Origin of the sequence: Paraburkholderia sp. J11-2 (assembly GCF_905220185.1) — a bacterium.
In the GTDB taxonomy this organism is placed as follows: domain Bacteria; phylum Pseudomonadota; class Gammaproteobacteria; order Burkholderiales; family Burkholderiaceae; genus Paraburkholderia.
The window spans coordinates 375,092-400,063 of sequence record NZ_CAJMYY010000001.1; the positions used below are offsets into that span (position 1 = coordinate 375,092).

At 64.7% G+C, this 24,972-nt stretch carries 28 protein-coding genes; 22 read left to right on the forward strand and 6 right to left on the reverse strand.

Annotation, left to right across the window (positions count from 1 at the left end; genetic code table 11):
• Window positions 1-52: 52 nt before the first annotated feature.
• The 3 genes from U5A57_RS01710 to gpmA form a co-directional block, all read right to left on the reverse strand.
• Entirely contained in the window at window positions 53-814 is a 762-nt protein-coding gene (locus U5A57_RS01710; protein ID WP_321907596.1) for a molybdopterin-synthase adenylyltransferase MoeB, read from the reverse strand.
• A gap of 177 nt (window positions 815-991) precedes the next feature.
• Entirely contained in the window at window positions 992-2,575 is a 1,584-nt protein-coding gene (locus U5A57_RS01715; protein WP_321907598.1) for a S41 family peptidase, read from the reverse strand.
• Window positions 2,576-2,919: 344 nt separating this feature from the next.
• Window positions 2,920-3,669 (reverse strand): 2,3-diphosphoglycerate-dependent phosphoglycerate mutase, encoded by a 750-nt coding sequence (gene gpmA / locus U5A57_RS01720; RefSeq protein ID WP_321907599.1) that lies wholly within the window; start codon window positions 3,667-3,669, stop codon window positions 2,920-2,922.
• Between the two features lie 211 nt (window positions 3,670-3,880).
• On the opposite strand from gpmA, the gene U5A57_RS01725 reads away from it, so the two are divergent.
• The 5 genes from U5A57_RS01725 to U5A57_RS01745 all read left to right on the forward strand — a co-directional run bounded on the left by U5A57_RS01725 (window position 3,881) and on the right by U5A57_RS01745 (window position 6,921).
• Window positions 3,881-4,306, forward strand: a complete 426-nt coding sequence (locus tag U5A57_RS01725) for a rhodanese-like domain-containing protein (protein WP_042270087.1) — start codon at window positions 3,881-3,883, stop codon at window positions 4,304-4,306.
• Window positions 4,303-4,563 carry a glutaredoxin 3 gene (gene grxC / locus U5A57_RS01730; RefSeq protein WP_321907600.1) on the forward strand — a complete coding sequence of 87 codons (261 nt, stop codon included), beginning with the start codon at window positions 4,303-4,305 and terminating at the stop codon, window positions 4,561-4,563. The genes U5A57_RS01725 and grxC overlap by 4 nt, the downstream gene beginning before the upstream one ends.
• 240 nt (window positions 4,564-4,803) lie before the next feature.
• Window positions 4,804-5,268: a protein-export chaperone SecB gene (gene secB / locus U5A57_RS01735; protein WP_133185322.1), complete on the forward strand. Its 465-nt coding sequence runs from the start codon at window positions 4,804-4,806 to the stop codon at window positions 5,266-5,268.
• 46 nt (window positions 5,269-5,314) lie between these two features.
• Window positions 5,315-6,313 carry an NAD(P)H-dependent glycerol-3-phosphate dehydrogenase gene (locus U5A57_RS01740; RefSeq protein ID WP_321907603.1) on the forward strand — a complete coding sequence of 333 codons (999 nt, stop codon included), beginning with the start codon at window positions 5,315-5,317 and terminating at the stop codon, window positions 6,311-6,313.
• Between the two features lie 74 nt (window positions 6,314-6,387).
• Window positions 6,388-6,921, forward strand: coding sequence for an O-acetyl-ADP-ribose deacetylase (locus tag U5A57_RS01745; protein WP_321907605.1), 534 nt, complete (start codon window positions 6,388-6,390; stop codon window positions 6,919-6,921).
• A gap of 8 nt (window positions 6,922-6,929) precedes the next feature.
• Here the strand turns inward: U5A57_RS01745 and trmL are convergent, their stop codons facing one another.
• A complete protein-coding gene (gene trmL / locus U5A57_RS01750; protein WP_321907606.1) occupies window positions 6,930-7,400 on the reverse strand; it encodes a tRNA (uridine(34)/cytosine(34)/5-carboxymethylaminomethyluridine(34)-2'-O)-methyltransferase TrmL in 471 nt (156 codons plus the stop codon).
• A gap of 42 nt (window positions 7,401-7,442) precedes the next feature.
• The gene (locus tag U5A57_RS01755; RefSeq protein ID WP_415774570.1) at window positions 7,443-8,204 is read right to left on the reverse strand and encodes a ComF family protein; all 762 of its coding nucleotides are present in this window, start codon (window positions 8,202-8,204) and stop codon (window positions 7,443-7,445) included.
• 168 nt (window positions 8,205-8,372) lie between these two features.
• On the opposite strand from U5A57_RS01755, the gene U5A57_RS01760 reads away from it, so the two are divergent.
• The 8 genes from U5A57_RS01760 (at window position 8,373) to U5A57_RS01795 (ending at window position 15,775) form a co-directional block, all read left to right on the forward strand.
• A complete protein-coding gene (locus U5A57_RS01760; RefSeq protein WP_321907608.1) occupies window positions 8,373-9,368 on the forward strand; it encodes a methyltransferase domain-containing protein in 996 nt (331 codons plus the stop codon).
• A 267-nt stretch (window positions 9,369-9,635) separates the two neighbouring features.
• Window positions 9,636-10,112, forward strand: coding sequence for a DUF2244 domain-containing protein (locus U5A57_RS01765; protein ID WP_158756827.1), 477 nt, complete (start codon window positions 9,636-9,638; stop codon window positions 10,110-10,112).
• Between the two features lie 89 nt (window positions 10,113-10,201).
• Entirely contained in the window at window positions 10,202-11,854 is a 1,653-nt protein-coding gene (gene coxB, locus U5A57_RS01770) for a cytochrome c oxidase subunit II (RefSeq protein WP_321907610.1), read from the forward strand.
• A gap of 177 nt (window positions 11,855-12,031) precedes the next feature.
• Window positions 12,032-13,645, forward strand: a complete 1,614-nt coding sequence (ctaD, locus tag U5A57_RS01775) for a cytochrome c oxidase subunit I (protein WP_158756829.1) — start codon at window positions 12,032-12,034, stop codon at window positions 13,643-13,645.
• 148 nt (window positions 13,646-13,793) lie between these two features.
• On the forward strand, window positions 13,794-13,934 hold the full coding sequence (locus U5A57_RS01780; protein ID WP_208867222.1) for a cytochrome oxidase small assembly protein: 141 nt from the start codon (window positions 13,794-13,796) through the stop codon (window positions 13,932-13,934).
• A 40-nt stretch (window positions 13,935-13,974) separates the two neighbouring features.
• Window positions 13,975-14,553 carry a cytochrome c oxidase assembly protein gene (locus U5A57_RS01785; protein WP_321907614.1) on the forward strand — a complete coding sequence of 193 codons (579 nt, stop codon included), beginning with the start codon at window positions 13,975-13,977 and terminating at the stop codon, window positions 14,551-14,553.
• Window positions 14,554-14,587: 34 nt separating this feature from the next.
• The gene (locus U5A57_RS01790; protein WP_321907615.1) at window positions 14,588-14,815 is read left to right on the forward strand and encodes a DUF2970 domain-containing protein; all 228 of its coding nucleotides are present in this window, start codon (window positions 14,588-14,590) and stop codon (window positions 14,813-14,815) included.
• Between the two features lie 102 nt (window positions 14,816-14,917).
• The gene (locus tag U5A57_RS01795) at window positions 14,918-15,775 is read left to right on the forward strand and encodes a cytochrome c oxidase subunit 3 (protein WP_321907617.1); all 858 of its coding nucleotides are present in this window, start codon (window positions 14,918-14,920) and stop codon (window positions 15,773-15,775) included.
• Between the two features lie 143 nt (window positions 15,776-15,918).
• Here U5A57_RS01795 and U5A57_RS01800 read toward each other — a convergent pair whose 3' ends face one another.
• Window positions 15,919-16,128, reverse strand: coding sequence for a twin transmembrane helix small protein (locus U5A57_RS01800; protein WP_028201826.1), 210 nt, complete (start codon window positions 16,126-16,128; stop codon window positions 15,919-15,921).
• A 105-nt stretch (window positions 16,129-16,233) separates the two neighbouring features.
• On the opposite strand from U5A57_RS01800, the gene U5A57_RS01805 reads away from it, so the two are divergent.
• The 9 genes from U5A57_RS01805 (at window position 16,234) to U5A57_RS01845 (ending at window position 24,965) form a co-directional block, all read left to right on the forward strand.
• The gene (locus U5A57_RS01805; protein WP_321907620.1) at window positions 16,234-17,040 is read left to right on the forward strand and encodes an SURF1 family protein; all 807 of its coding nucleotides are present in this window, start codon (window positions 16,234-16,236) and stop codon (window positions 17,038-17,040) included.
• A 104-nt stretch (window positions 17,041-17,144) separates the two neighbouring features.
• Window positions 17,145-17,801, forward strand: a complete 657-nt coding sequence (locus U5A57_RS01810; protein ID WP_321907622.1) for a cytochrome C oxidase subunit I — start codon at window positions 17,145-17,147, stop codon at window positions 17,799-17,801.
• 38 nt (window positions 17,802-17,839) lie between these two features.
• Window positions 17,840-18,949: a COX15/CtaA family protein gene (locus U5A57_RS01815; protein ID WP_321907623.1), complete on the forward strand. Its 1,110-nt coding sequence runs from the start codon at window positions 17,840-17,842 to the stop codon at window positions 18,947-18,949.
• Window positions 18,950-18,958: 9 nt separating this feature from the next.
• Window positions 18,959-19,864, forward strand: coding sequence for a heme o synthase (gene cyoE / locus U5A57_RS01820; protein WP_321907624.1), 906 nt, complete (start codon window positions 18,959-18,961; stop codon window positions 19,862-19,864).
• A 4-nt stretch (window positions 19,865-19,868) separates the two neighbouring features.
• The gene (locus U5A57_RS01825; protein ID WP_321907625.1) at window positions 19,869-20,510 is read left to right on the forward strand and encodes an SCO family protein; all 642 of its coding nucleotides are present in this window, start codon (window positions 19,869-19,871) and stop codon (window positions 20,508-20,510) included.
• 185 nt (window positions 20,511-20,695) lie between these two features.
• Window positions 20,696-21,508, forward strand: a complete 813-nt coding sequence (locus tag U5A57_RS01830) for a MetQ/NlpA family ABC transporter substrate-binding protein (RefSeq protein ID WP_321907627.1) — start codon at window positions 20,696-20,698, stop codon at window positions 21,506-21,508.
• A gap of 524 nt (window positions 21,509-22,032) precedes the next feature.
• A complete protein-coding gene (locus U5A57_RS01835) occupies window positions 22,033-22,767 on the forward strand; it encodes a GntR family transcriptional regulator (protein ID WP_321907629.1) in 735 nt (244 codons plus the stop codon).
• 94 nt (window positions 22,768-22,861) lie between these two features.
• Window positions 22,862-23,965 carry an N-acetylglucosamine-6-phosphate deacetylase gene (gene nagA, locus U5A57_RS01840; RefSeq protein WP_321907631.1) on the forward strand — a complete coding sequence of 368 codons (1,104 nt, stop codon included), beginning with the start codon at window positions 22,862-22,864 and terminating at the stop codon, window positions 23,963-23,965.
• Window positions 23,958-24,965, forward strand: a complete 1,008-nt coding sequence (locus tag U5A57_RS01845) for an SIS domain-containing protein (protein ID WP_321907821.1) — start codon at window positions 23,958-23,960, stop codon at window positions 24,963-24,965. The genes nagA and U5A57_RS01845 overlap by 8 nt, the downstream gene beginning before the upstream one ends.
• Window positions 24,966-24,972: the final 7 nt, after the last annotated feature.

Consider the following 24,972-nt stretch of genomic DNA (forward strand, 5'->3'; position numbering starts at 1 on the left):
CAAAAAGCCCCGGCAGGTCCGGGGCTTTTTTGTGTCCAGATTCTTGAGCGCATCACGCGTGCCGGTGCCGCTCGCCGCACACCGGGCAATCGGGCTGGCGCGCCACGCGCATCGTGTTCCACTCCATGCGCAGCGAGTCGAGCATCATGAGCCGCCCGACGAGCGGCGCGCCGATGCCGCCAATCACGCGCAGCGCCTCGGCCGCCTGCATCGCGCCGATGATGCCCACGGTGGGCGCGAACACACCCATCGTCGAGCACGCCACTTCCTCGAAGGGTTGATCTTCGGGGAACACGCAGGCGTAGCACGGCGAGGCCTCGTCGCGGAAGTCGAACGTGCTGATCTGTCCGTCGAAACGCAGTGCCGCGCCCGAGACGAGCGGCACGCCGTGCTTCACACACGCGCGGTTGATCGCATGGCGCGTGGCGAAGTTGTCGGTGCAGTCGAGCACGACAGTCGCGCCCGGCACGTGTGCATCGAGCCACGCGTCGTCGATGCGCGTTTGCAGCGCGTTCACCTTCACCTCGGGATTCAGGCGCGCGATGGCGTCGCGGCCCGACTCGACCTTCGCGCGGCCCACCGACGCCGTCTCGTGCATGATCTGCCGCTGCAGGTTGGTGAGGTCGACCGTGTCGTTGTCGACGAGCGTGAGCGTGCCGACGCCCGAGGCCGCGAGATACATGGCCGCCGGCGAGCCGAGGCCGCCCGCGCCCACGACGATGGCATGTGCGTTCAGAAAGCGCTGCTGCGCCTCGATGCCGATCTCGTCGACGAGGATATGGCGGGAGTAGCGAAGGAGTTGGTCGTCGTTCATCGCGATGCGCTTGCTCGATGGCGCTGCGATGGACCTCGAGAGCCCGAATGGCTCTGAATGGGGAAGCGCGCGCCGGGGAAATTCCGTGCCGTTATTGTAACGACGCCAGCGGCTGGAGGAGGGGCGGCCTCGCGACCGGCGCACAAGACGCGCGGGTCGCGAGGCGGGTACGGCGTGTTACTTGGCCGGCGCCGGAGCGGAGGCCGGCGCGGCAGCGGAGCCCGGAGCCGGCGCCATGATGAGGGCGCCCGGCTTCACCGCGATCGGCGCGGAAGCCGAGGTCGGCGGCTTCTGCTGCGCGAGGCGGCGCTCCATCGGCGACTTCGACTCGGCCACAGGCTTGCCCTGGAGCTTGTTCAGCGCCTGCTGCAGCATGAAGTCGTCGGTGGAACCGAACTCGACTGGCTTGCGCTCGCGATCCTTCTGGCGCTGCTCCGGCGTCTTCTTGTCGTTCTGCTCTTCGAGCTGGCGCAGCATGTCCATGCGCTCCTGCTCGCGCACTTCCTGCTCCTTCTTCTCGTCCGGGTCCTGCGTGTTGGCGAGGTGGTTCTGGTAGTCCACTTCGCGCGTGACGAGTGCGTCGTCCGGATCGCCGTCGGAGTACTGGTCGACCGCGATGTCAGGACGGATGCCCTTGTTCTGGATCGAGCGGCCGCTCGGCGTGTAGTAGTACGCCGTGGTCAGGCGCAGCGCCGTGTCGGCCGTCATCGGGCGCACGGTCTGCACCGAACCCTTGCCGAACGTCGTCTTGCCGACGATGAGGGCACGCTTGGAGTCCTGCAGCGCGCCCGCCACGATTTCGGAAGCCGACGCCGAGTAGGCGTTGGTCAGCACGATCATCGGCACCGTCTTGAACTCGGCCGCCTCGCCCTTGAGCGGGTCGCCGTCGAACGACGGCAGGCGGTAGTTCTCGTAGGTGTCGCGGTAGACCTGCTTCGAGTCGGGGATCTGGCCGTTCGTCGAAACGACGACCGAATCCGGCGGCAGGAACGCGCCCGCGACGCCCACGGCGCTTTGCAGCAGGCCGCCGCCGTTGTTGCGCAGGTCGAGGATGATGCCCTTGAGGTTAGGCTCCTGGCGCGCGATGTCCTGCAGCTTCTGGGCGAGGTCGGGGACCGTGCGCTCCTGGAAGCTCGTGATGCGGATATACGCGTAGCCCGGCGCCACGATCTTCGACTTCACGCTCTGCACCTTGATGATGGCGCGCGTGATGGTGAGCGGGAAGGTGCGGTCGTCGGTCTTGCGGAAGATCGTGAGCGTGACCTTGGTGCCCGGGTCGCCGCGCATCTGCTTGACCGCCTGGTCGAGCGTCATGCCGCGCACCGGCTTGTCGTTGATGCGCGTGATGAGGTCGCCCGGACGAATGCCGGCGCGGTACGCGGGCGTGTCTTCGATCGGCGAGATGACCTTGATCAGGCCGTCTTCCGACGAGATTTCGATGCCGAGGCCCGCGAAGCGACCCTTGGTCTGCTCCTGGAGCTCCTGATAGTCGGTCTTGTCGAGATACGACGAGTGCGGGTCGAGGCTCGACACCATGCCCTTGATGGCGGCGGTGAGAAGCTTCTTGTCGTCGACCGGGGTGACGTACTCATGCTTGATTTGACCGAACACTTCGGCGAAGAGCCGCAGCTGGTCGAGCGGCAGCGGTTCGACGACCGTCTGCTGGGTTTGCTGCGCCTCGGCGGAAATCTGCAGGGTGGCAAATACGCCGGTCGCGAGGCCAGCGGCGATCAGGCCGATATTTTTCAGGTTCTTTCGCATAGAGTATGTTGCGTGCGGTCGAAAAGGCGCGTGGCAGCGTCTATTGGAAAAGCGACGGACAAGTATAACTGCACACCCGCCGTGGCTGTGTATAAGGCGCGTACGATGGGACTAAGACAGTGCGGCCGGCACCTGGTTCGCAAACCGTGTGCCGTCAATCCAGTGCTGGCGCGGTGCTGGCAGGGCGCTGGCAATCTTGCCAGCCAGGACCCGAAAAGCGGAAAAGGGGAATGTGCAACGAATTGCGGAGGCCGCCGGTCCGTCGGGCCGGCGGCTGCCTGAACGTACCAGGCACGTGAACGAGGCACGGCCGGGACGCGGCCGATAAAGGAAAACGCGGACCCTTAGCCTGCCTTCTTGCCCTGGTTCGCGACAGCGGCCTGCGCCTTCGCGATGGCTTCGGCGTCGCCCAGATAGTAGTGCGTGATGGGCTTGAGGTTCTCGTCCAGCTCATAGACGAGCGGCACGCCGTTCGGGATGTTCAGCCCGACGATGTCGTCATCCGAGATGTTGTCGAGGTACTTCACGAGCGCGCGGATCGAGTTGCCGTGCGCGGCGATCACCACCTTCTTGCCCGCCTTGATGGCCGGTGCGATCGACTCGTTCCAGATCGGCAGCACGCGCGCGACCGTGTCCTTCAGGCACTCGGTGAGCGGCAGTTCCTCGCGCGGCACCCTTGCGTAGCGCGGATCGTTGTACGCCGTGCGCGAGTCGGTCGGCTCGAGCGCGGGCGGCGGCGTGTCGTAGCTGCGGCGCCAGACCAGCACCTGCTCGTCGCCGAATTTTTCGGCCGTTTCGGCCTTGTTCAGGCCCGAAAGCGCGCCGTAGTGACGCTCGTTCAGGCGCCACGAGTGGACCACGGGCAGGTACATCTGGTCCATCTGGTCCTGCACGTGCCAGAGCGTGCGGATCGCGCGCTTGAGCACCGAGGTGTAGGCGATGTCGAACGTGTAGCCGGACTCCTTGAGCAGCTGGCCTGCCTGCTGCGCTTCGCGGTTGCCCTGCTCGGTGAGGTCGACGTCCACCCAGCCGGTGAAGCGGTTTTCCTTGTTCCACGTCGATTCGCCGTGGCGGATGAGTACGAGTTTGTACATGAGGATGCCGGTCGGTAGTGAAGGAAGCGGTAATCGGGGACGGGAGGCGCAACGCCGCGGCTACACCATGGCGGCCGTCCAGTCCGGCGGGCTGCACGCCCGGGCTGGGGGGCGGTAACCCTGCGACAAACGGTTATTTTATAATGAGCGGATTGCCCGAACCCGATTTCGCACGATTTCTCTGACTTTCCCTTTTTCCGGCGGACCCTCCGTGACGTTCTTCACCAATTACATCAACCTTGTACTCATCGCGATCGTCCTCATCTCAGGAGGGTTGCTCCTGTGGCCGACGCTCAAGCGCGGCGGCCGCGGCGGCGTTTCGACCGCCGAGGCGACGCAGCTCATCAACCGCCGCAATGCCGTGGTGGTCGACCTGCGTCCCGCGGGTGAATTCGCGAAGGGCCATCTTCCGTCGGCGCGCCAGGTTGAATTTGGCGAACTCGAGACGAAGATCGGCCAGCTCGTGAAGAACAAGAGCAACCCGGTGTTGCTGGTCTGCCAGACGGGCCAGCAGTCGCACAAGGCGCTGCGCCTCGTGAAGGACGCCGGTTTTGCCGAGGTCCACGTGCTGGACGGCGGCGTGAACGCCTGGCAGCAGGCCGGAATGCCGGTCGTGAAACAAGGAGGTTCGAAGTGAGCAAAGTGGTCATGTACAGCACCCAGGTGTGCCCGTATTGCCAGATGGCCGAGCGTCTTTTAAAGTCGCGCGGCGTCGAACACATCGAGAAAGTGCTGATCGACCGGGACCCGGCGCGGCGCGAAGAGATGATGACGCGCACCGGCCGGCGTACTGTGCCGCAGGTTTTCATCGGCGAGACGCACGTGGGCGGTTACGATGACCTCTCCGCGCTCGACCGTGCGGGCGGCTTGACGCCGCTGCTCGAAACCGTCTGAGGTTAGAGGCGCTGAGCCCAGGCTGATTCATAGCCTGATTAGCAGCCACGATCGCCGTGGGACCTCGTCCGCGGGCGGGCTGCGCAGCGTGGCGTAGCGACGCAGGGTTTCGGCCCGCGCGAGCCAGCGAGGCTTGCGCGGGCCTGTTGCCGTTCATTGCCGTAGTGCGGCGCATTTTCGGGACTTCAAGATGTCGCGATAATGCCGCCGTGATCCATTCAATCAGGGAAGCCATACACCATGTCTGACGAGAACAACCAGCCGTTCTTCAATATCCAGCGCATCTACCTCAAGGACATGTCGCTCGAGCAGCCGAATTCGCCGGCCATCTTCCTTGAGCAGGACATGCCTTCGGTCGAAGTGGAAGTCGACGTCAAGGCCGAGCGCCTCGCCGATACGGTGTTCGAGATCATCGTCACCGGCACCGTCACGGCCAAGGTCAAGGACAAGGTTGCGTTCCTGATCGAAGCGAAGCAAGCCGGCATTTTCGACATCCGCAACATCCCGGCCGAACAGGTCGATCCGCTCGTCGGCATCGCCTGCCCGACCATCCTGTTCCCGTACCTGCGCTCGAACATCGCCGACGCGATCACGCGTGCAGGCTTCCCGCCGATCCACCTGGCCGAGATCAACTTCCAGGCGCTCTACGAGCAACGCCTGCAGCAACTCGCCCAGCAAGACGGCGCAAGCAGCGCGACGCACTAAAGCGCGCGTTGATCGTTTCCACGAACTACCGGTGCGGAGTATCGGAATGAACATCGCCGTTCTCGGCGCCGGAGCGTGGGGCACCGCGCTGGCAGGGCACCTCGCCCAGGCGCATCACACGCTGTTGTGGGCGCGCGATGGCGCGCTCGTCGACACCTTGCGCAAGACGCATGAAAACGCCCGCTATCTGGCGGGCGTTGCGCTGCCCAAGTCTCTCGAATACGAAACCGATCTCGCTGCCGCGCTCGACCATGCTTCGGGCGAGGCAGATCTCGTCGTGCTCGCCACGCCCGTGGCGGGCCTGCGCGGCATGCTCTGCACGCTGCGCGACATGGGCCGCGTGCCCGCGCACTTCGTCTGGCTCTGCAAGGGCTTCGAAGCTGAATCGCAACTGATGCCGCATCAGGTCGTGGCCGCCGAACTGCCCGGCCACGCGAGCAACGGCGTGCTGTCGGGGCCGAGCTTCGCGCGCGAAGTGGGCGAGGGCCTGCCCGTCGCGTTGACGGTGGCAAGCACCTCCGCCGACTGCCGCGAGCGCACGCTCGCCGCGTTCCATCACCGCGCCATGCGCATCTATACCGGCGACGACGTGGTCGGCGTCGAGGTGGGCGGCGCGGTCAAGAACGTACTCGCGATCGCGACCGGCATCGCCGATGGCCTGGGCCTCGGCCTGAATGCACGCGCCGCGCTCATCACGCGCGGCCTCGCGGAGATGACGCGCCTTGGCGTTACGCTCGGCGGGCGTGCGGAAACCTTCACGGGGCTCACCGGCCTCGGCGACCTCATTCTCACGGCCACGGGCGACCTTTCGCGCAATCGCACCGTGGGCAAGCAACTCGCGAGCGGCCGCACACTCGACGACATCCTCGGCGCACTCGGCCATGTGGCCGAAGGCGTGCGCTGTGCGCAGGCCGTGCTGGCACTCGCGCGCGCGCATGGCATCGAGATGCCGATTACCCAGGCGGTATGCGCGGTGCTGTTCGACGGTGTCACGCCGCGCGACGCCGTGAGCGCGCTGCTGCGGCGCGACGCGAAGGCGGAGTAGGGCGCTTCGGTCCTGCTGCGCTTTGCGTGAACTACGCGCGTATTGCGTGGGACCCGAGCGCAAAGGAGGACTGTATGCTGACCATCGGAAAGTGCCGCATCGAGGCGCAGGCCGTCGACATCACCACGTTGAAGGTCGATGCGATCGTCAACGCCGCGAACGGATCGCTGCTCGGCGGCGGCGGCGTGGATGGCGCGATTCATCGCGCCGCCGGGCCGGACCTGCTGCGCGAGTGCGAGACGCTGAACGGCTGCCCGACCGGCGACGCCAAAATCACTGGCGGGTATCGCCTTCCCGCGAAACACGTGATCCACACCGTGGGCCCCGTCTGGTATGGCGGCGGCCGTGATGAAGCACATCTGCTGGCTTCGTGTTACCGGCGCTCGCTCGACTGCGCGCGCGAGGCGGGCGTGGCGAGCATCGCGTTTCCGGCAATCAGTTGCGGCATCTACCGTTTTCCCGCCGACGACGCGGTGAAGATTGCAGTCGCGACTGTGATCGACGCATTACCCAAATCGCCCGCGCTCGAGCATGTGATCTTCGCGTGCTTCGACAACGCGATGCTTGCGCGCTACGAGGATGAACTCGCGGCGCGGGGCAACGCGTAGCATTTGCTTTATTCGCCCCCTTCGAACCCGGCCTGACGCCACGCTTCGAAAACCACGACCGCGACCGTGTTCGAGAGATTCAGGCTGCGGTTGCCCGGCCGCATCGGCAGCCGTACGCGTTGCGGTGTTTCGAAGCGCTCGAGCACTGCATCGGGCAGGCCGCGCGTTTCCGCGCCGAACACGAACCAGTCGCCGGGCTGGAAGGCGTGCGAGTGAAAGCGGCCCGAGCCTCGCGTCGTGAACGCGAACATGCGTGCTGCATCCGGTGCTTCTTTGGCGATGAAGGCGTCCCAGTTGGCGTGGACGTGCATCTGCGCGTATTCGTGGTAATCGAGGCCCGCGCGGCGCAGCTTCGTGTCGTCGAGGGGGAAGCCGAGCGGCTCGATCAGATGCAGCCGCGCCCCGGTGTTCGCGCACAGGCGAATCACGTTGCCGGTGTTCGGCGGAATTTCGGGTTCGACGAGAACGACGTTGAACATGGCGATAAAACTCTCTCGATGTCTTGAATAGTGTGAGGCCGATCAGTCTTTCGGCGTGCGCAGCGCGACAAAATTCGTCACGCGCCGTGCGCCGGCGGCTTTGAGCGTACGTGCGAGCGCGTCGAGCGTAGCGCCCGAAGTCATCACGTCGTCGACCACGCCCACATGTTGGCCGCAAAGTGGCCGCGTGAGCGCGAACGCCCGGCCGACATTGCGGCGGCGCGTTTCGCGATCGAGCTTCGATTGCGGCGCCGTATGCAGAATGCGTCGGACGAGCGTGGCGTCCGCGTGCGTGCCCAGGCGCCGTGCGAGCGGCCGCGCGATCTGCCAGGCCTGGTTGTAGCCGCGCTCGATCAGGCGTTCGCGCGAGAGCGGCACCGGCACGACGATCTCGGGCATGCCCTGTTCGTCGGACATATCTTGTGCCGCGAGCGCGAGGCGTCGCGCGAATTCCTCGCCGAGCGCGAGGCGCGCGCGAAACTTCAGGCCCCGCGCGAGCAGGTCGAGCGGCGCGCGATAGTCGGCGAGCGCGAGCGTTGCGTCGAATGCGGGCGGCGCGTCGACGCAGGCCTCGCAGCGGTAGCGTGCGCGCGCCGCCGCACCGCGCCTGTGCGCGAGCGGCATGGCGCAGACCGTACAGCGCAGCCGTGGCTCATTCCAGTACGCCGCATCGCAGCACACACAGAGCGTGGCTCGCGTCAAATTGCCGCATAATGGGCACAGATTGGGCAGCACGAAGTGGGCAAGCCGTGACGGCAGCGCCCGCGCCTGTCGACAGACGCGCGCAACAACCGCATGACGAATGCGGTGCGGTGCGTGGTCCGAAGCGGTCGGCGTGACACGCGGTGGATTGCGTGGCTCACGTGAAATAGGGCGCGGCGGCATCGAAGGACGGCCCGGGCAGCGGGCTCGCGTGACTGAAAGGAAAGGAGTGAGCGAGTATACTTCGCAGACTTCGCCAATACGACCGACATGTCCCCGTCTCCCGCAAGAACTGGCCGTCCGGACTATGACACCCGGCACCTGCGGCGCATCTTCGATCGCCGCGCGGCGACTTTCGACGACGTTGCGTTCCTGCCGCGTGAAATCGCGCAACGCATGCGCGAGCGCCTCGAATACATCAAAGTGAATCCCGCGGCCGTGCTCGACATCGCGTGCGGCCAGGGCGACGATCTGCCCGGCTTGCGCGAGCGCTTTCCCGAAGCGCCCGTGTTCGGCACTGATCTCTCCCTCGCCATGCTGCGCCGCGCCCGCGAGCACGACGCCCCCGACACGAGCTGGCGGCGCTTTCTGCCCGCATCGGTTGGCCGCGCGCTCGGCTCGCGCGGTCCGCGTGTTGCGCAGGCCGACTTCGCGGCACTGCCGTTCGCGCATGACGCGTTCGAACTGCTGTGGTCGAATCTCGCACTGCATTGGCATCCGCGCCCCGACCTCGTGTTCGGGGAGTGGCAGCGCGTGCTCAAGGTCAACGGGCTGCTGATGTTCAGCACGCTCGGGCCCGACACGCTCAAGGAGTTGCGCGGCGCGTACGCCGAGGTGGAAGCCGCGCACGGCGTGCCGACGCGCGCGCACGTGATCGATTTCGTCGACATGCACGATCTTGGCGACATGCTCGTCGAGAACGGCTTCGAGATTCCGGTGATGGACCAGGAAACGCTCACCATCACCTACAAGACGCCGGAAAAGCTGCTCGCCGATGTGCGCCGCTGGGGCGCGTATCCGTTCGAGCGCCACGGCGATGGCGAGGGTGAAAGCGGCGGTACGCACGGCGCGCGGCGCCTGCACCGTGCGCTCGTGGCCGCGCTAGAGGCGCGCCGCCGTACGGATGGGCCGCACGCGGGCACGATCCCGCTGACCTTCGAGATCATCTACGGCCACGCGTGGAAGGCCGTGCCGCGCATGACCGCCGAAGGCCATGGCATCGTGCGCATCGAAGACATCGGCCGGGGTCCGGCAAGGAATCGGTAACGTGGTAAGGGGGCTTTCGTTATGCCTGAAATTAGCGCCTGAAAAGCCCCTGGAAAATGCTTGAAAAATCGCTGCAAGGCCCGTCTGTCATGGGTTTGCGGGCGATTGATGCTTGCTTGTGAGGGCTGGGGATCGCGCCTATAATGCGTCAGTTTGCTGCACGGAAGGGTCCCCAAAATCCATTGTGGCAAGTCCAGATGTTCCCGTAGTTGTGCGAGGCGCAGCGCGGCGATAGTCTGGCGAAGTTGCAAGTGGGGGAGGCGAGCGATGCAGGCGCCTGATCTGCTGGCGAGTCCGGAGCCGGTCCTGAAAGACTGGACCATGAAGCGCAACTGTTCGGTTTCGCCCAGGCAATTCGTGTTCTTCTATGTTTCGCTGGCGCTGGTTTCCATCGCGATCGCCGTTCTGTTGTTGATCCACGGCGCCTGGCTGGTTTTGCCGTTTACCGGTATCGATCTGTTGGTAGTAGGCGGCGCTTTTGTCATTTATGCGCGCCATGCTGTCGATTACGAACGTATCAGGCTTTATCCGAACCGGCTGGTGATCGAACAGATGAGCGCCGACGCGCTCACGCAGTTCGAATTCAATCCCCGCTGGGTCCGGGTCGAGCCGGGCGCGACCCCACGCGACCCGGTGCGTCTCGTGTCCCGCGGTCAGGCGGTCGCTGTCGGGTTGCATCTGCCGCAATATCGGCGTGCGCAGTTCGCGCGGGAACTGCGTGCATGGCTTGCGCGCGCGGGTTAATGCGCGGCGCGTGAGTTGCCCGGTTGGCGGTATGAGCGTCCCAGGGGGCGCCCTGGTTGCAAAACCTTCCTGCGGGGTCGAGGGTTTGAATGGAAATTATGGGTAAGGAAGCTATGAAAACAATCAAGCGAGCCCTCCAGGGCGTGCTGGCGTGCAGCGGATTCCTCGTCGCCGGCGCGGCACTCGCAGTCGGAGACAGCCCAGGCGGCCCTGCGGTGAACGAGATCAATTTTCAGCCGCCCGTCACGCGCATCGCCGAAGAGCTCTACAGCCTCCACATGATGATGCTGCTCTTGTGCGCCGTGATTTTTGTCGGCGTGTTCGGCGTCATGTTCTATTCGATCTACGCGCACCGTAAATCGAAGGGCCACAAGGCGGCTCACTTCCATGAGAGCACCACGGTCGAAATCATCTGGACGGTGGTGCCGTTCATCATCGTCGTGCTGATGGCGCTGCCCGCCACCAAGGCCGTCGTGGCGATGAAGGACACGTCCAACGCCGACCTCACCGTGAAGGTCACGGGGTACCAGTGGAAATGGGGCTACGACTACGTGAAGGGGCCGGGCGAGGGCATCAATTTCCTCTCCACGCTCAGCACGCCGCGCTCCGAGGTGAACAACCGGGTGCCGATCACCGATACGTATCTGCAGGAAGTCGACAATCCGCTCGTCGTGCCGGTGAACAAGAAGATCCGCATCATCACGACGGCCAACGACGTCGTGCACTCGTGGTACGTGCCCGCATTCGGCGTGAAGCAGGACGCAATTCCGGGCTTCGTGCGCGACACGTGGTTCAAGGCCGACAAGGTCGGCACCTATCGCGGCTTCTGTACCGAACTGTGCGGCAAGGAGCATGCGTTCATGCCGGTCGTGGTCGAGGTGCTCTCCGACGACGACTATGCAAAGTGGGTCGATACGCAAAAAGCGAAGATGGCCGCCGCCAACGACGACCCGAACAAGACCTACACACTGGCCGAGCTCAAGGAGCGCGGCGAGAAGGTCTATGCGTCGAACTGCGCGGTGTGCCACCAGCCCACCGGCAAGGGCGCGGGCGCGTTCCCGGCGCTCGACGGCAGCAAGGTGGCCAATGGCCCGGTCGCCGAGCACGTGAGCATCGTCCTGAAGGGCAAGAACGCCATGCCTTCGTGGGCGCCCACGCTCAACGACGTGGAGATCGCCTCGGTCATCACGTACGAGCGCAACGCGTGGGGCAACCACACCGGCGACATTCTGCAGCCGCGCCAGGTGGCCGACGCGCGTAACGGCAAGATGCCCGAGGGCGGCGACCATACCGCCGCGGCGGGTGCGGGCGGCGCGAGCGACGCGGCTGCGGCTAGCGGCGCGCAAGAGGCTAGCGGCGCTGCCGAAGCGAGTGGGGCCAGCGGTGCGGCAGCGGCAAGCGGCGCTGAACAGGCGCCGAGCGCGGCGGCACTGCCGGCAAGCGTGTACTTCGAAGTGGGCAAGAGCACGCTGCCCGCCGACGCGAAGGACGCCATCCAGGCTGCAGCCGACTACGCGAAGGCGCATCCCGACGCGAAATTCACGCTCTCGGGCTACACCGATGCGAGCGGCAACGCCAGCACGAATGCGGACCTCGCCAAGCGCCGCGCGCAAGCCGTGCGCGACGCGCTGAAGGCGGCAGGCATTGCTGAAGACCACATCATTCTGAAGAAGCCGGAAACGATCACGGGCGGCGCGAACGCGAAAGAGGCGCGCCGGGTGGAGATCAGCGCAGCGGCCTGAGCGGTCGCCACGCCAGTACGGCAAGCAGCACAGACGCAGGACAAGCGCTGCGCGAGCACATAACAAAGCAGGCAAACGCTGCAGCAAGAGACGCAAGGCCATTCGCTTTCGCAATCATTTTGCAAGGGATCGCAGTCAGCGCATCAGCGTGAGGCGGCGATCGACAGGAGATAAGACATGTCTAGCATCGGACACGATGTAGCTGGAGGGCACGGCCACGTGCACGGCGACCACGCGCACGCCACGCCCCACGGCTGGCGCCGCTGGCTGCTCGCGACGAACCACAAGGACATCGGAACGCTGTATCTGCTCTTCTCGTTCGTGATGTTCCTTTCTGGCGGCGTCATGGCGCTCGCGATTCGTGCGGAACTGTTCGAGCCGGGCATGCAGATCATGCGCCCCGAGTTCTTCAACCAGCTCACCACGATGCACGGCCTGATCATGGTGTTTGGCGCGATCATGCCGGCGTTCGTGGGCTTCGCGAACTGGATGATTCCGCTGCAGATCGGCGCCTCGGACATGGCGTTCGCGCGCATGAACAACTTCAGCTTCTGGCTGCTGCCCGCCGCCGCGTGCCTGCTGGTCGGCTCGTTCTTCTCGCCGGGCGGCGCGACCGCAGCGGGCTGGACGCTCTACGCGCCGCTCTCCACGCAGATGGGCCCGGGCATGGACTTCGCGATCTTCGCGGTGCACATCATGGGCGCCTCGTCGATCATGGGCGGCATCAACATCGTCGTGACCATCCTGAACCTGCGCGCGCCGGGCATGACGCTCATGAAGATGCCGATGTTCGTGTGGACGTGGCTCATCACCGCCTACCTGCTGATCGCCGTGATGCCGGTGCTCGCAGGCGCGATCACGATGCTGCTGTTCGACCGCCACTTCGGCACAAGCTTCTTCAATGCGGCCGGCGGCGGCGACCCGGTCATGTACCAGCACATCTTCTGGTTCTTCGGGCACCCCGAGGTCTACATCATGATCTTGCCGGCGTTCGGGATCGTCTCGCAGGTCATTCCGGCGTTCTCGCGCAAGCCGCTGTTCGGCTATAGCTCGATGGTGTACGCCACGGCGTCGATCGCCATTCTCTCGTTCATGGTCTGGGCGCACCACATGTTCGCGACCGGCATGCCGGTCACGGGCCAGCTCTTCTTCATGTACGCGACGATGTTGATCGCCGTGCCCACTGGCGTGAAGGTGTTCAACTGGGTCGCCACGATGTGGCGCGGCTCGCTCAGCTTCGAAACGCCGATGCTGTGGGCAGTGGGCTTCCTGATCGTGTTCACGTTCGGCGGCCTCTCGGGCCTGATGCTCGCCATGGCGCCGCTCGACATCCAGTATCACGGCACCTATTTCGTGGTGGCGCACTTCCATTACGTGCTGGTGGCGGGATCATTATTCGCGCTGTTCTCGGGGTGGTACTACTGGGCGCCAAAATGGACCGGCTGGATGTACAACGAAATGCGCGGCAAGATTCACTTCTGGTGCTCGCTGATCTTCTTCAACCTCGCGTTCCTGCCGATGCACTTCGTCGGCCTCGCCGGGATGCCGCGCCGCTATGCCGACTATCCGGCCCAGTTCACGGACTGGAATCAGGTGATCACGATCGGTGCGTTCGGCTTCGGCCTTTCTCAGGTGTACTTCCTGTTCGCGGTGGCGCTGCCCGCATACCGCGGCGGCGGCGAACTGGAGAAAGCCAGCGACAAGCCGTGGGACGGCGCAACGGGCCTCGAATGGACCGTGCCGAGCCCGGCCCCGTTCCACACGTTCGAGAATCCGCCGACGGTCGAATGAGTCGTTGAGTTTGTGGCGTCCGGCTGGACACGGCCGGACGCGAACGAAGCCCGCGGTCTCAACGCAGTCTTCGCGCAGTGTTCACCGCAGCACGCACAAGAGGCGATTCACGATGCAAGGAGAAGCCGCGGCCAGCCGCGTTGCACGTATGACCCGGGATCCACAAAAAAGACGTACGCCCGAGCAGATCCGCGCGGGCAATCTGCGGCTCGGCCTCATTCTGCTGGCCGTCGTAGTCGGCTTCTTTGTGGCTGCCGTCGTCAAGCAGGTGTATTTCCCCGGCCACTAACGCGAAGTGCGTTTGCCGGAAGATCGTTCGAGGAAGTCCGATGTCCACGCAAGCTGGAAATGATCGCGCATTCAACCGGTCGATGCTCATCAAGCTCGTCGTCGTGGCGCTGCTGATGTTCGGTTTTGGTTTTGCACTGGTGCCGATGTATCGGGCGATTTGCCAGGTCACGGGCATCAACAACCTCGTGCAGCGCGATACCACGGAGCGTGAGGCGCGCAACACGCAGGTGGACATGACGCGCACGATCTCGATCGAGTTCGACGCGAACGCGCGGGGCCTCCTCGGCTTCAGGCCGGAGCAAACGAGCCTCGACGTGCATCCGGGCGAAGTCATGACGGTGATGTACGACATTTCGAACAACGAAGGACGCACGATCGACGCGCAGGCCATTCCGAGCTATGCGCCGAAGCAGGCGACGGAGTACTTCCGCAAGATCGAGTGTTTCTGCTTCACGCAGCAAACCTTGAAGGCGAACGAGACGAAGCGCATGCCGGTGGTGTTCGTGATCGACCCGAAGCTGCCGAAGGACGTGAAGACGATCACGCTGTCGTACACGTTTTTCGAGTTGAACAAACCGGCCGTGCCGCCGCCGCCGAAACAGTCGGCGGGAGCATGAGGCTCTGGCAACGAAGCCAGGAGGCGAAAGGCGCATGAGCGACGAACGCGGCGGCGCAGGTACAGGGCCGGCGAAGAAGAAGGGCGGCATCCTGCAGGTGATGAAGGCGGTGGCGTGGTCCTTTCTCGGCGTGCGCAAACGCGCCGACCTCGAAGACGACGCCGCGAACCTGCACCCCGTGCAGCTGATCGTCGCGGGCATCATCGGCGCGGTGCTGTTCATCGTCGTGCTGCTCTTGATCGTGCACGCGGTGGTGGGATGAGCCTGGCGCGCGCAACGTCGCGCGATGCAGTGAATAACGAGGACACACTCGGGTACAAGCAGCCGGCGACGTCCGGTGCAACTGGAAATTGGAGAAACAGGCATGAGCGGCCAAAACGATAGCCCGTACTACTTCGTACCGCACCCGTCGCGGCATCCGATCAGCGCGTCCATTGGGCTTCTGGTCATGCTCTCTTCGCTCGCTTCGTGGATCAACGGCGAGTCGTGGGGGCCGATCGGCGTGCTCGCCGGCCTGCTGTGGCTGCTCTTCACGCTGTGGCACTGGTTCGGCGACGCCATCGCCGAATCCGAAGGCGGCATGTACGGCAAGCGCGTCGACGTGTCGTATCGCTGGAGCATGAGCTGGTTCATCTTCTCGGAAGTGATGTTCTTCGGCGCGTTCTTCGGTGCGCTCTTCTACGCCCGTGCGATCGCCCTGCATCAACTCGGCAGCCTCGATTACAAGCTGATCTGGCCGGACTTCTCGGCCGTCTGGCCGAACACGGGTCCTGCGGCACTGGTCTCGCACTTCCGCTCGATGACGCCGTGGCCCGTGCCGACCATCAACACGGCGCTGCTGCTTTCCTCGGGCGCGACGCTCACCGTTTCGCACCACGCGCTGCGCGACAACCATCGCTCGAAGGCCATCGCGTGGCTCGCCGCGACGATCGTGCTGGGCGTGTGCTTCCTGTTCCTGCAAGCGTTCGAGTACATCCACGCGTACGGCGAACTGAACCTCACGCTCGCTTCGGGCATCTACGGTTCGACGTTCTTCCTGCTCACGGGCTTCCACGGCTTTCACGTGTTCCTGGGCGGCACGATGCTGACGGTCGTGATGATCCGGCTCATTCGCGGTCACTTCACGGCGGAACATCATTTCGCCTTTGAAGGCGCGGCATGGTACTGGCACTTCGTTGACGTGGTGTGGCTCGGCCTCTACGTCGTCGTGTACTGGCTGTGACGCGTGTTGCGCCGCGCAGGCCGCGGCGCTTGCACAGAGAAGGGATGAGAATGAAACAAGGCGCCGCCCGACCTCGTCGGCGCGGCGCCTTGTGTTTTGAGCAGTGGATTTGCGCTGCGGTGTCCGGTGACGGCCAGCTTCGCTCAGCGGCCGTAAGGAATCCCGGTGGACTGAATCCAGCCCATCCAGTGCGCGAACAGAATGAACAGAAAGAGCGAGATCGACAGACCCACGCGCGTGGCGAGCGACCAGACCATCCGCTTGGTGCGGCCCCGGTCGTGCATCATGAAGTAGAGCGCGGAGATCATGCTCGCGATGATCAGCGCGAACGCAACGGGGACGAGTATGTGCATGAAGTTCACGGAATTTGGCATGCCTGAAAACGCCTGTCTCATTATCGCACCGTGCCACACGGCGCGGGGTTCGATCACTTGTATGTTTCGCATCGGACGTGCCCAATGAAATTCAGGCTCGTCCCCGCATTGCTCATCCTGATCGTGATGGCCGTGACGATCCGGCTCGGCTTCTGGCAGCGCGACCGCGCGCATCAGAAGGAGGCGCTGCAGGCGCAAATCACACAGTACGAATCGTCTACGCCGCAACCGGTAGGTGCCACACCGCTCGCGCTGAAGGCCATTGAGTTTCATCGCGTGCGTGCGACAGGCACATTCCTGCCCGAGCGCGTGGTGTATCTCGACAATCGTCCCTATAACGATCAGCCGGGCTTTTATGTCGTCATGCCGCTTAAACTCGAAGGCGGTGGCTACGTGCTGGTGAATCGCGGCTGGTTGCCGCGCAACATAGCAGACCGCGCCACAATCGCGCCCTATGTCACGCCGGCAGGGCCGGTCGTCGTGGAAGGCATTGCGCGCGCGGATGCCTCGCGTGCGTTCGAACTGGGTGCGGGCGGCTCTGCAGCGCATCAGAAGATACGGCAGAATCTCGGCGTCGCTTCCTACGCAGCGGAAACCGGGTTGCCGCTGCAACCGTTCGTGATCCAGCAAACCGGCTTCGTGCCGGCCTTCCAGGATGGGCTCGTGCGCGACTGGCCGGTGCCGAATACCGACGTCGAGCGCAACTACGGCTATATGCTCCAGTGGTGGGGCATGGCGCTCGCGGCCCTCGGGTTCGGTCTTTTTGCGGCTCGTAAAGCAGGGAAAGGCGCAGGCAAAGCCGCTGCGACAAAAGAGCGCACCGAAGGCGAGGTCAGGCAGGACGCCGAAGCGCCCGGAAGGCAAAACGCTGCCAGCGCGAAGGACGCCTGATGATTGGTCGGACGAATCAATTCCGTTCCGACACGATCCGGACAATGGCGCTGCACGTGCAGCACATGGACAACTGAAAGCGACAGAAGCGAGGTTCCACGAGAGTGTCGACGCAATCCCCCCGTTCCGCCCAGGTCGCACAGCCGGCCGCCACGCCCGCGCAGAAAGACGCGCACAAGGACGCAAAGCGGCGTGGCCGCTGGACGCTGCTCGCCATCGCGCTGATCTGCGGCGCGCCTATCGCCATTTCGTACTTCACGTACTACGTGATCAAGCCGAAGGGCGGTACAACGAGCTATGGCGCGCTCATCGAGCCGCAGCGGCCCATTCCCGACGCGCTCATGGTGACGGGCGACGACGGTCACGAAGTGCCGCTCGCCTCGCTCAAGGGCCGCTGGCTGATGATCTCGGTGAATGGCGGCGACTGCGACGAAGCGTGCGCCACGAAGCTCTACTTCATGCGCCAGGTGCGCGCGACGCAGGGCGCGGAGCGCGAGCGCGTCGTCACGGTCTGGCTGCGCACCGACGACGCAAGCGTTCCCGCGAAAGTGAAGGGCGCCTACGCCGACACCCGCATGCTGCGCGCCGATCCGGTTGCGGTCGCTGCGTGGCTGCCCGCCACGCAAACGTCGAAAGACACCGACCACATCTATCTGGTCGATCCGAACGGCAATCTCATGATGCGATTCCCGGCGAATGCCGATCCGTCGAAAATCAAACAAGACGTCACTAAACTGCTCAAGTGGTCCCGCATCGGTTAAGGTGCGCAGCGCGAGTCTGACAGAGAAGAGTAATAGAGATGTTTATCCTGGAGCTGGGCCTGATTGGCCTGTGCATCGCGTTGCTGCCGCTCTCGTGGGTCTGGGTGAAGGCCGACGACAACAAGTTTCGCAAGCTCGTGTGGCTTACGACGTTCATGACGCTCGACCTTGTGATGTTTGGCGGCTTCACGCGCCTGACCGACTCGGGTCTCGGCTGTCCCGACTGGCCGGGTTGCTATGGCACGTCGTCGCCGTTTATCGCGCATGCGCAAATTGCCGCAGCGCATCTCGCCATGCCGAGCGGCCCCGTGAGCATGTCGAAGGCGTGGATCGAGATGATCCACCGTTATTTCGCCATGGCGATCGGGGTCCTGATCATTGCGCAGATGGCGATTGCCTGGCGCGCGCGCATCAAGCGCCTGCCGCTCCACGTGTCGCCGTGGTGGCCCACCGCGCTGCTCGGGCTGATTCTCGTGCAGGGCGTGTTCGGCGCGTGGACGGTGACGATGAAGCTGCAGCCCATCATCGTCACGACGCACCTCCTGCTTGGCCTCACGCTGCTCGGCTCGCTCGCGTGGCTTGGCGCGCGCATGACGCCGCTGCCCGCGTACGAACCCGACGCCGCGCGCTGGCGCGTGGCCGCGCTGGCGGCGCTCGTGCTGCTCGTCGCGCAGATCGCGCTGGGCGGCTGGGTGAGCACGAACTACGCGGTGCTCGCCTGCACCGACTTCCCGACCTGCAACGGCGCATGGATTCCGCCGATGGATTTCCATCACGGCTTCCATCTCTGGCGCGCGCTCGGCATGGACGGCAACGGCGACGTGATCACCCAGGATGCGCTCGTTGCGATTCACTGGACGCATCGTACGTTCGCGTTCGTCGTAATCGCTTATCTGGTATGGTTCGCCCTCAAGTTGCGACGCTATGCCTCGCTGCGACGCCCGGCAAATTGGATCATGATCGTGATCCTCATCCAATTTCTGACAGGGCTTTCTAACATCGTGCTGCAGTGGCCGCTGCCCGTGGCAGTGGCGCACAACGGTGGCGCGGCGATCCTGCTGCTTTTGGTCGTCGTGCTAAACTTTCGAATTGCTTGTAGCCGCCCCGGCCGCGCCGTTCTCCCTGCGCGCGACACCGCTGCGGTGTGACCCCGCCCTATGGAAAGTACAACCCTATCCCAGACGCCCGGTAGCCGGATTTCCCAATATCTCGCGCTCACCAAGCCGCGCGTCACGCAACTGGCCGTGTTTTGCGCCGTCATCGGCATGTTTCTCGCCGTGCCGGGCATGGTGCCCTGGAAACAGCTGATCGGCGGCACCGTCGGTATCTGGCTCACGGCCGGCGCGGCCTTCGCGATCAACTGTCTGGTCGAGCAAAAGGTGGATGCGCGCATGCGTCGCACTGCCTGGCGTCCTTCGGCACGCGGTGAGATCACGAGCACGCAGATCCTGATCTTCTCGGCGGTGATCGGCGGCATCGGCATGTGGGTGCTGTACACGTTCGCCAATCCCCTGACCATGTGGCTCACGGTGGCGACCTTCATCGGCTACGCGATCATCTACACGCTGCTGCTCAAGCCGGCCACGCCGCAGAACATCGTGATCGGCGGCGCCTCGGGCGCCATGCCGCCGGCGCTCGGCTGGGCCGCTGTCACGGGCCACGTGCCCGGAGACGCCTGGATTCTCGTGCTGATCATTTTCGTGTGGACCCCGCCGCACTTCTGGGCGCTCGCGCTCTACCGCCGCAAGGACTACGAAAACGCCGGCCTGCCGATGCTGCCCAACACGCACGGCGAGAAGTACACGCGTCTGCATATCCTGCTCTACACCGTGATCCTGTTCGCGGTCACGCTGATGCCGTACATCTCCGGCATGAGCGGCGTGGTGTATCTGGCTTCGGCCGTGCTGCTCGGCGCGGTGTTCCTCGCCTACGCGTGGAAGATCTATGTCGAGTATTCCGATGCACTCGCGCGCAAGACTTTCCGCTATTCGATCGTCTACCTCTCGTTGCTGTTCATGGCGCTGCTCGTCGACCATTACGTGCATGCGCTCATCGCTGCGTAACGATATGGCCCACCGCACGCTTGCGCGCTTCGTGCGCGCCACGGTTGTTACGCTTGCCGCCGCAGGCGCACTTGGCGGCACGCTGGTTCTGGAGGGCTGCGGCCAGCAGCCTCCCTCGTTCACGAACCTCGACATTACCGGCAACACGCAGTTCGGCAAGGACTTCGCGCTGCCCGACACGAACGGCAAGACACGCACGCTCGCCGACTTCAAGGACAAGGTGGTCGTGCTGTTCTTCGGCTACACGCACTGTCCGGACGTTTGCCCGACCACCATGGCCGAGCTCTCGCAGGCGCTCCAGCAACTGGGGCCCGATGCGGCGAAGCGCGTGCAGGTGCTGTTCGTCACCGTCGATCCCGATCGCGACACCGCGCAGATCCTGGGCCAGTATGCGGCTGCGTTCAACCCGACCTTCATTGGGCTGCGCCCGGCGAGCGAGGACCAGCTCAAGCAGGTGGCGAAGGACTTCCGCGTGTACTACGCGAAAGTGCCCGGCAACACGCCTGACAGCTACACGATGGACCATACGGCCGCGAGCTACGTGTTCGACACGACCGGCAAGCTGCGCCTCTTCGCGCGCGACGGGCAGGGCGTCACGCCCTGGCTGCACGATCTGAAGATCCTCCTCGGCTCGAATCCCGACTAAGGGACACCTTGCGCGTTCGCCGCGAAAGGGCGAACGCGCGCCTCAGAGTCGCGCTGGCATACCAGTATGCGAATTCATTATTTCCAGCAACCGGCGCCATATGAGACGATTTATATCGTCCGGCAGACGGCGCATAACGCCGCGTGACCGGAGCAACAACAAAACCACGCAGGAACATCACCTCCATGCAGCGCAGAAATCTGATTAAAGCACTCCTCGCCGGCGTCGCCGCCACCACTCTCGCAGTCAGCTTCGGCGCCCACGCCGACGACCAGGTTATCCGGGTCGGCACCGTTTCGGGTCCGGACGCACAGGTCTGGGCCGTCGTCCAGAAGGTCGCCAAGCGCGAAGGTCTGAACGTCAAGGTCATCGAATTCAACGACTATGTGCAGCCGAACGCCGCGCTCGACGCCGGCGACCTCGACGCCAACAGCTTCCAGACCGGCCCGTACCTCGACAGCCAGATCAAGCAGCGCGGCTACAAGCTCGCGAACGCGGGCCTCACGTACATTTCGCCGATCGGCGTGTACTCGAAGAAGCTCAAGTCGCTGAACGATCTGCCGCAAGGCGCGAAGGTCGCCGTGCCGAATGACCCGTCGAACGAAAACCGCGCGCTGCTGCTTCTGCAGAACAAGGGCTTGATCAAGCTGCGCGCTGGCGCGGGCACGAACGGCAACAACGCCACGCCGCTCGACGTCGCAGAGAACCCGAAGAAGATCAAGCTCGTCGAACTGGACGCCGCGCAACTGCCGCGCGCGCTCGGCGACGTGGACGCCGCTGTGATCAACACGAACTATGCGCTGGCCGCCGGCCTGCAGCCGACCAAGGATGCCATCGCCATCGAGGACATCCACAGCCCGTACGCGAACCTGATCGCCGTTCGCACCCAGGACAAGGACAAGCCGTGGGTGAAGAAACTGGTTGCCGCCTACCAGTCGGAAGACGTGCGCCAGTTCATCAAGAACGAGTTCAAGGGCTCGATGGTTCCGTCGTTCTAAGGCACATTCGAGAAGCGGCTGCCTGCGTCTCACCCGAGGCGGGAGCCCAGCAGGACCCGAACGCCGTGGCGAAAGTCACGGCGTTTTTTATTGCGCGTGCCGTATCGGGATTGTTTGAAATTGAGGATCGCACCGCGCGGGTTTGATGTGACTCAATTGAGACGCTAGGGAATCGCTCGAGTGCGCGCTATCTTTCCTGCCGAAGTCACACGCTGGTCCTACGGCGGTACTACGGTGGGCTATGTCAGATAACGTGTTGATGCCACTTTGGTCCCATTGCGGAGCCCACGATTGCTTTCCAGGGTAAATCCCGATGCTTGGCTATCACCGGCTGGAGCCTTATGCGTTCGTGCAACACATTGATTTAAAATGATATTTTTCGATGCATTGCGACGGCCTTGCATCTGTTGACTGGTCTTATTGTGGTTATATAATGGGCTCGCTTTCGCACCGGACCAATCGGCATTGCCAGGTAACATGCCCGTCCGGCCCCCCACGATCGTCCAACCGCTGGCGCCAAGTCCATGGAAACCCGTTGGTCTGCCCTGATGCCCGATGCGCGCAATGTGACGCCGCTCTATCTGCAGCTGGCGCGCAACCTTGCTACGGCTATTCACTGCGGCGTGTGGTCTGCCGGCGAGGCTCTGCCCTCGGAGCGCACGCTGTCGGACGCCATCGGCGTGTCGCGCATCACCGCGCGCAAGGCGATCGAGCTGCTCGTGGAGCAGGGACTGATCCGGCGCGCACGCGGCGCGGGCAGCTTCATCACGCCGCGCGTGGAAGATCCGCTTTCGCGCCTCACGGGCTTCACGAAGAAAATGGAGCAGCGTGGCTTCACGCCCGACTCGGTGTGGCTCGCGCGCGAGGTACGGCCCGCGCACCGCGAGGAGATCGTGCAGCTCGGACTTTCGCCGGGCGCCTCGGTCACGAGCCTGCGCCGGCTGCGCCGCGCCGACGGCACCGTGATGGCCGTCGAGCATTCGGCGCTGCCCGTCTCGATCGTGCCGGACCCGGAAGCAATCGAGGGCTCGCTGTATTCGTACCTGGAGCAGCGCCGCGTGCCCGTGGTGCGCGCCCTGCAGCACTTTCGCGCGGTCAACGCGACGAGCGAGATCGCCACGCTGATGGGCGTCGAGCCGCGCGCGGCGCTGCTCGTCATCACACGCGTGGGCTTTTCCGCCGATCAGCGCGCCATCGAGCTGACCGACACTTATTGCCGCGACGGCTATTACGACTTCGTTGCGGAGTTGCGCCAATGAGCGCCCCGCGGGAACGGAACGCCGCCGCACACTCTCTCATGCACGTCACCGAAACGTCCTACCGCGCTTTGATGCGCCTCATCGGAAAACTCTCATGCTGAGCGGAAACATACTCACCCCTGAAGGCTGGATCCACGGCACGCTGTCGTTCGAGAACGGACGCATCACCGCGATCACGGGCGAGGCCACCGATCCGGCGAAGAACGACGAGCCCTATATCCTGCCAGGCTTCATCGACCTGCACGTGCACGGCGGCGGCGGCGCCGACGTCATGGAAGCCGGCGACGCGATCGAAACCATCGCGCGCACGCACGCCCGCTACGGCACCACGAGCCTGCTCGCCACCACCATGACCGCGCCGCGCGACGAACTGATGAATGTGGTCGCGGGCCTCGGCAACGTCACGCGCAACCGCACGGCGGGCGGCGCGCGCGTGCTGGGCGTACACCTCGAAGGCCCGTACATCAACCCCGGCAAGCTCGGCGCGCAGCCCGACGCCGCCGTTTCGGCCGTGCTCGACGAAGTGCTCAAGTACCTCTCGATCGCGCCGATTCGCGTCGTGACGGTGGCGCCCGAGATCGCGGGCCATATCGAGATCATCGGCGAGATGGCGGCGCGCGGCGTGCGCGTGCAGATCGGCCACTCGCTCGCGACCTACGACGACGCCGTGGCCGCGCTCAAGCACGGCGCCTGCGGCTTCACGCACCTCTTCAACGCGATGTCGCCGCTGCATCATCGCAATCCGGGCGTGGTCGGCGCGGCGCTTGCGCACGCCGAGTACGCGGAGATCATTCCCGATTTGCTGCACGTGCATCCCGGTGCGATCCGCGCCGCGCTGCGCGCCATTCCGCGCCTTTATGTGGTGACCGACAGCACCTCGGCCACCGGCATGCCCGACGGCGAATACCGCCTCGGCAGCCAGCACGTGACGAAATGCCTCGGCGGCGTGCGTCTTGCAGACGGCACGCTCGCGGGCAGCACCCTCACCATGGACCAGGCGCTGCGCAACCTCGTCTCGATCGGCCTGCCGATCGCGGACGTGTCCGCGCGCCTGTCGCGCTATGCCGCCGACTACCTCGGCATCGAAGACCGTGGCCGCCTCGTGCGCGGCGCATGGGGCGATGTCAACGTGTTCGATCGCGAACTGGCGCTCACCGCGACCTACGTCGAAGGAGAATCGATTGTCGAATATGCTTAAAGAAGCGCTGGCCTCGGCCGGCGTCGTCGCCGCGCAGCTCGCGGACACTTCGCGCGTCGAAGCGCTCGCCCGCGCGCTCGAGGCCGAGCCGCGCCACGTTGCGCTCACCGTCGCGCGCGGCAGCTCGGACCACGCGGCGAGCTACTTCGCCGCACTCACCATGAGCCGCATCGGCGTGCCGGTGGCCACGCTGCCGATGTCGATCGCCACGCTCCAGCAGGCGCCCTTACGTGTGCGCGGCCAGTTTGCCCTCGCTTTCTCCCAATCGGGTAGGAGTCCTGACCTCGTCGCGACGATCAAGGCGCTGCGCGAAGCCGGTGCGCTGACGGCGGCAATGGTCAACGTCGCGGGCTCGCCGCTCGCCGAGGCCGCCGGCACGGAACTGCCGCTGCTCGCCGGCCCCGAACTGAGCGTGGCGGCCACCAAGAGCTATATCGCGATGCTCGCGATGTCGGCGCAGCTCGTCGGCTTCTGGCAGGGCGACGCCGCGTTCCTCGACGCCGTGCGCGCGCTCCCCGACGCGCTCGGTCGCGCGGGCACGCTCGACTGGTCGAAGGCCGTGGAAGAGTTGCGCGACGTCAAACAGATGATTGTTATCGGCCGTGGTCCGGGTCTCGCGATTGCGCAGGAAGCGGCGCTCAAGCTCAAGGAAACGTCGGGCATTCAGGCCGAGGCGTTTTCGAGCGCCGAAGTGCGGCACGGCCCGATGGAGTTGATCGACCGCGATTACCCGCTGCTCGTGTTCGCACCGCGCGGGCCGGAGCAGGCGGGTCTGATCGAGTTTGCCCGCGACATGGAAAAGCGCGGTGCGCGCGTGCTGCTCGCGGCGCCCGCCGACGTACACGGCGCAGCGTTGCCGCTCGAAACGGCTGCCGATGCAGCGCTCGATCCCATCGCGGCCATTCTGTCGTTCTACGTAATGGCGGCGGGCCTGGCGGCCGCGCGCGGGCGCAATCCCGACGAGCCGCGTTACCTGAACAAAGTCACCGAAACCCACTAGATTGGAA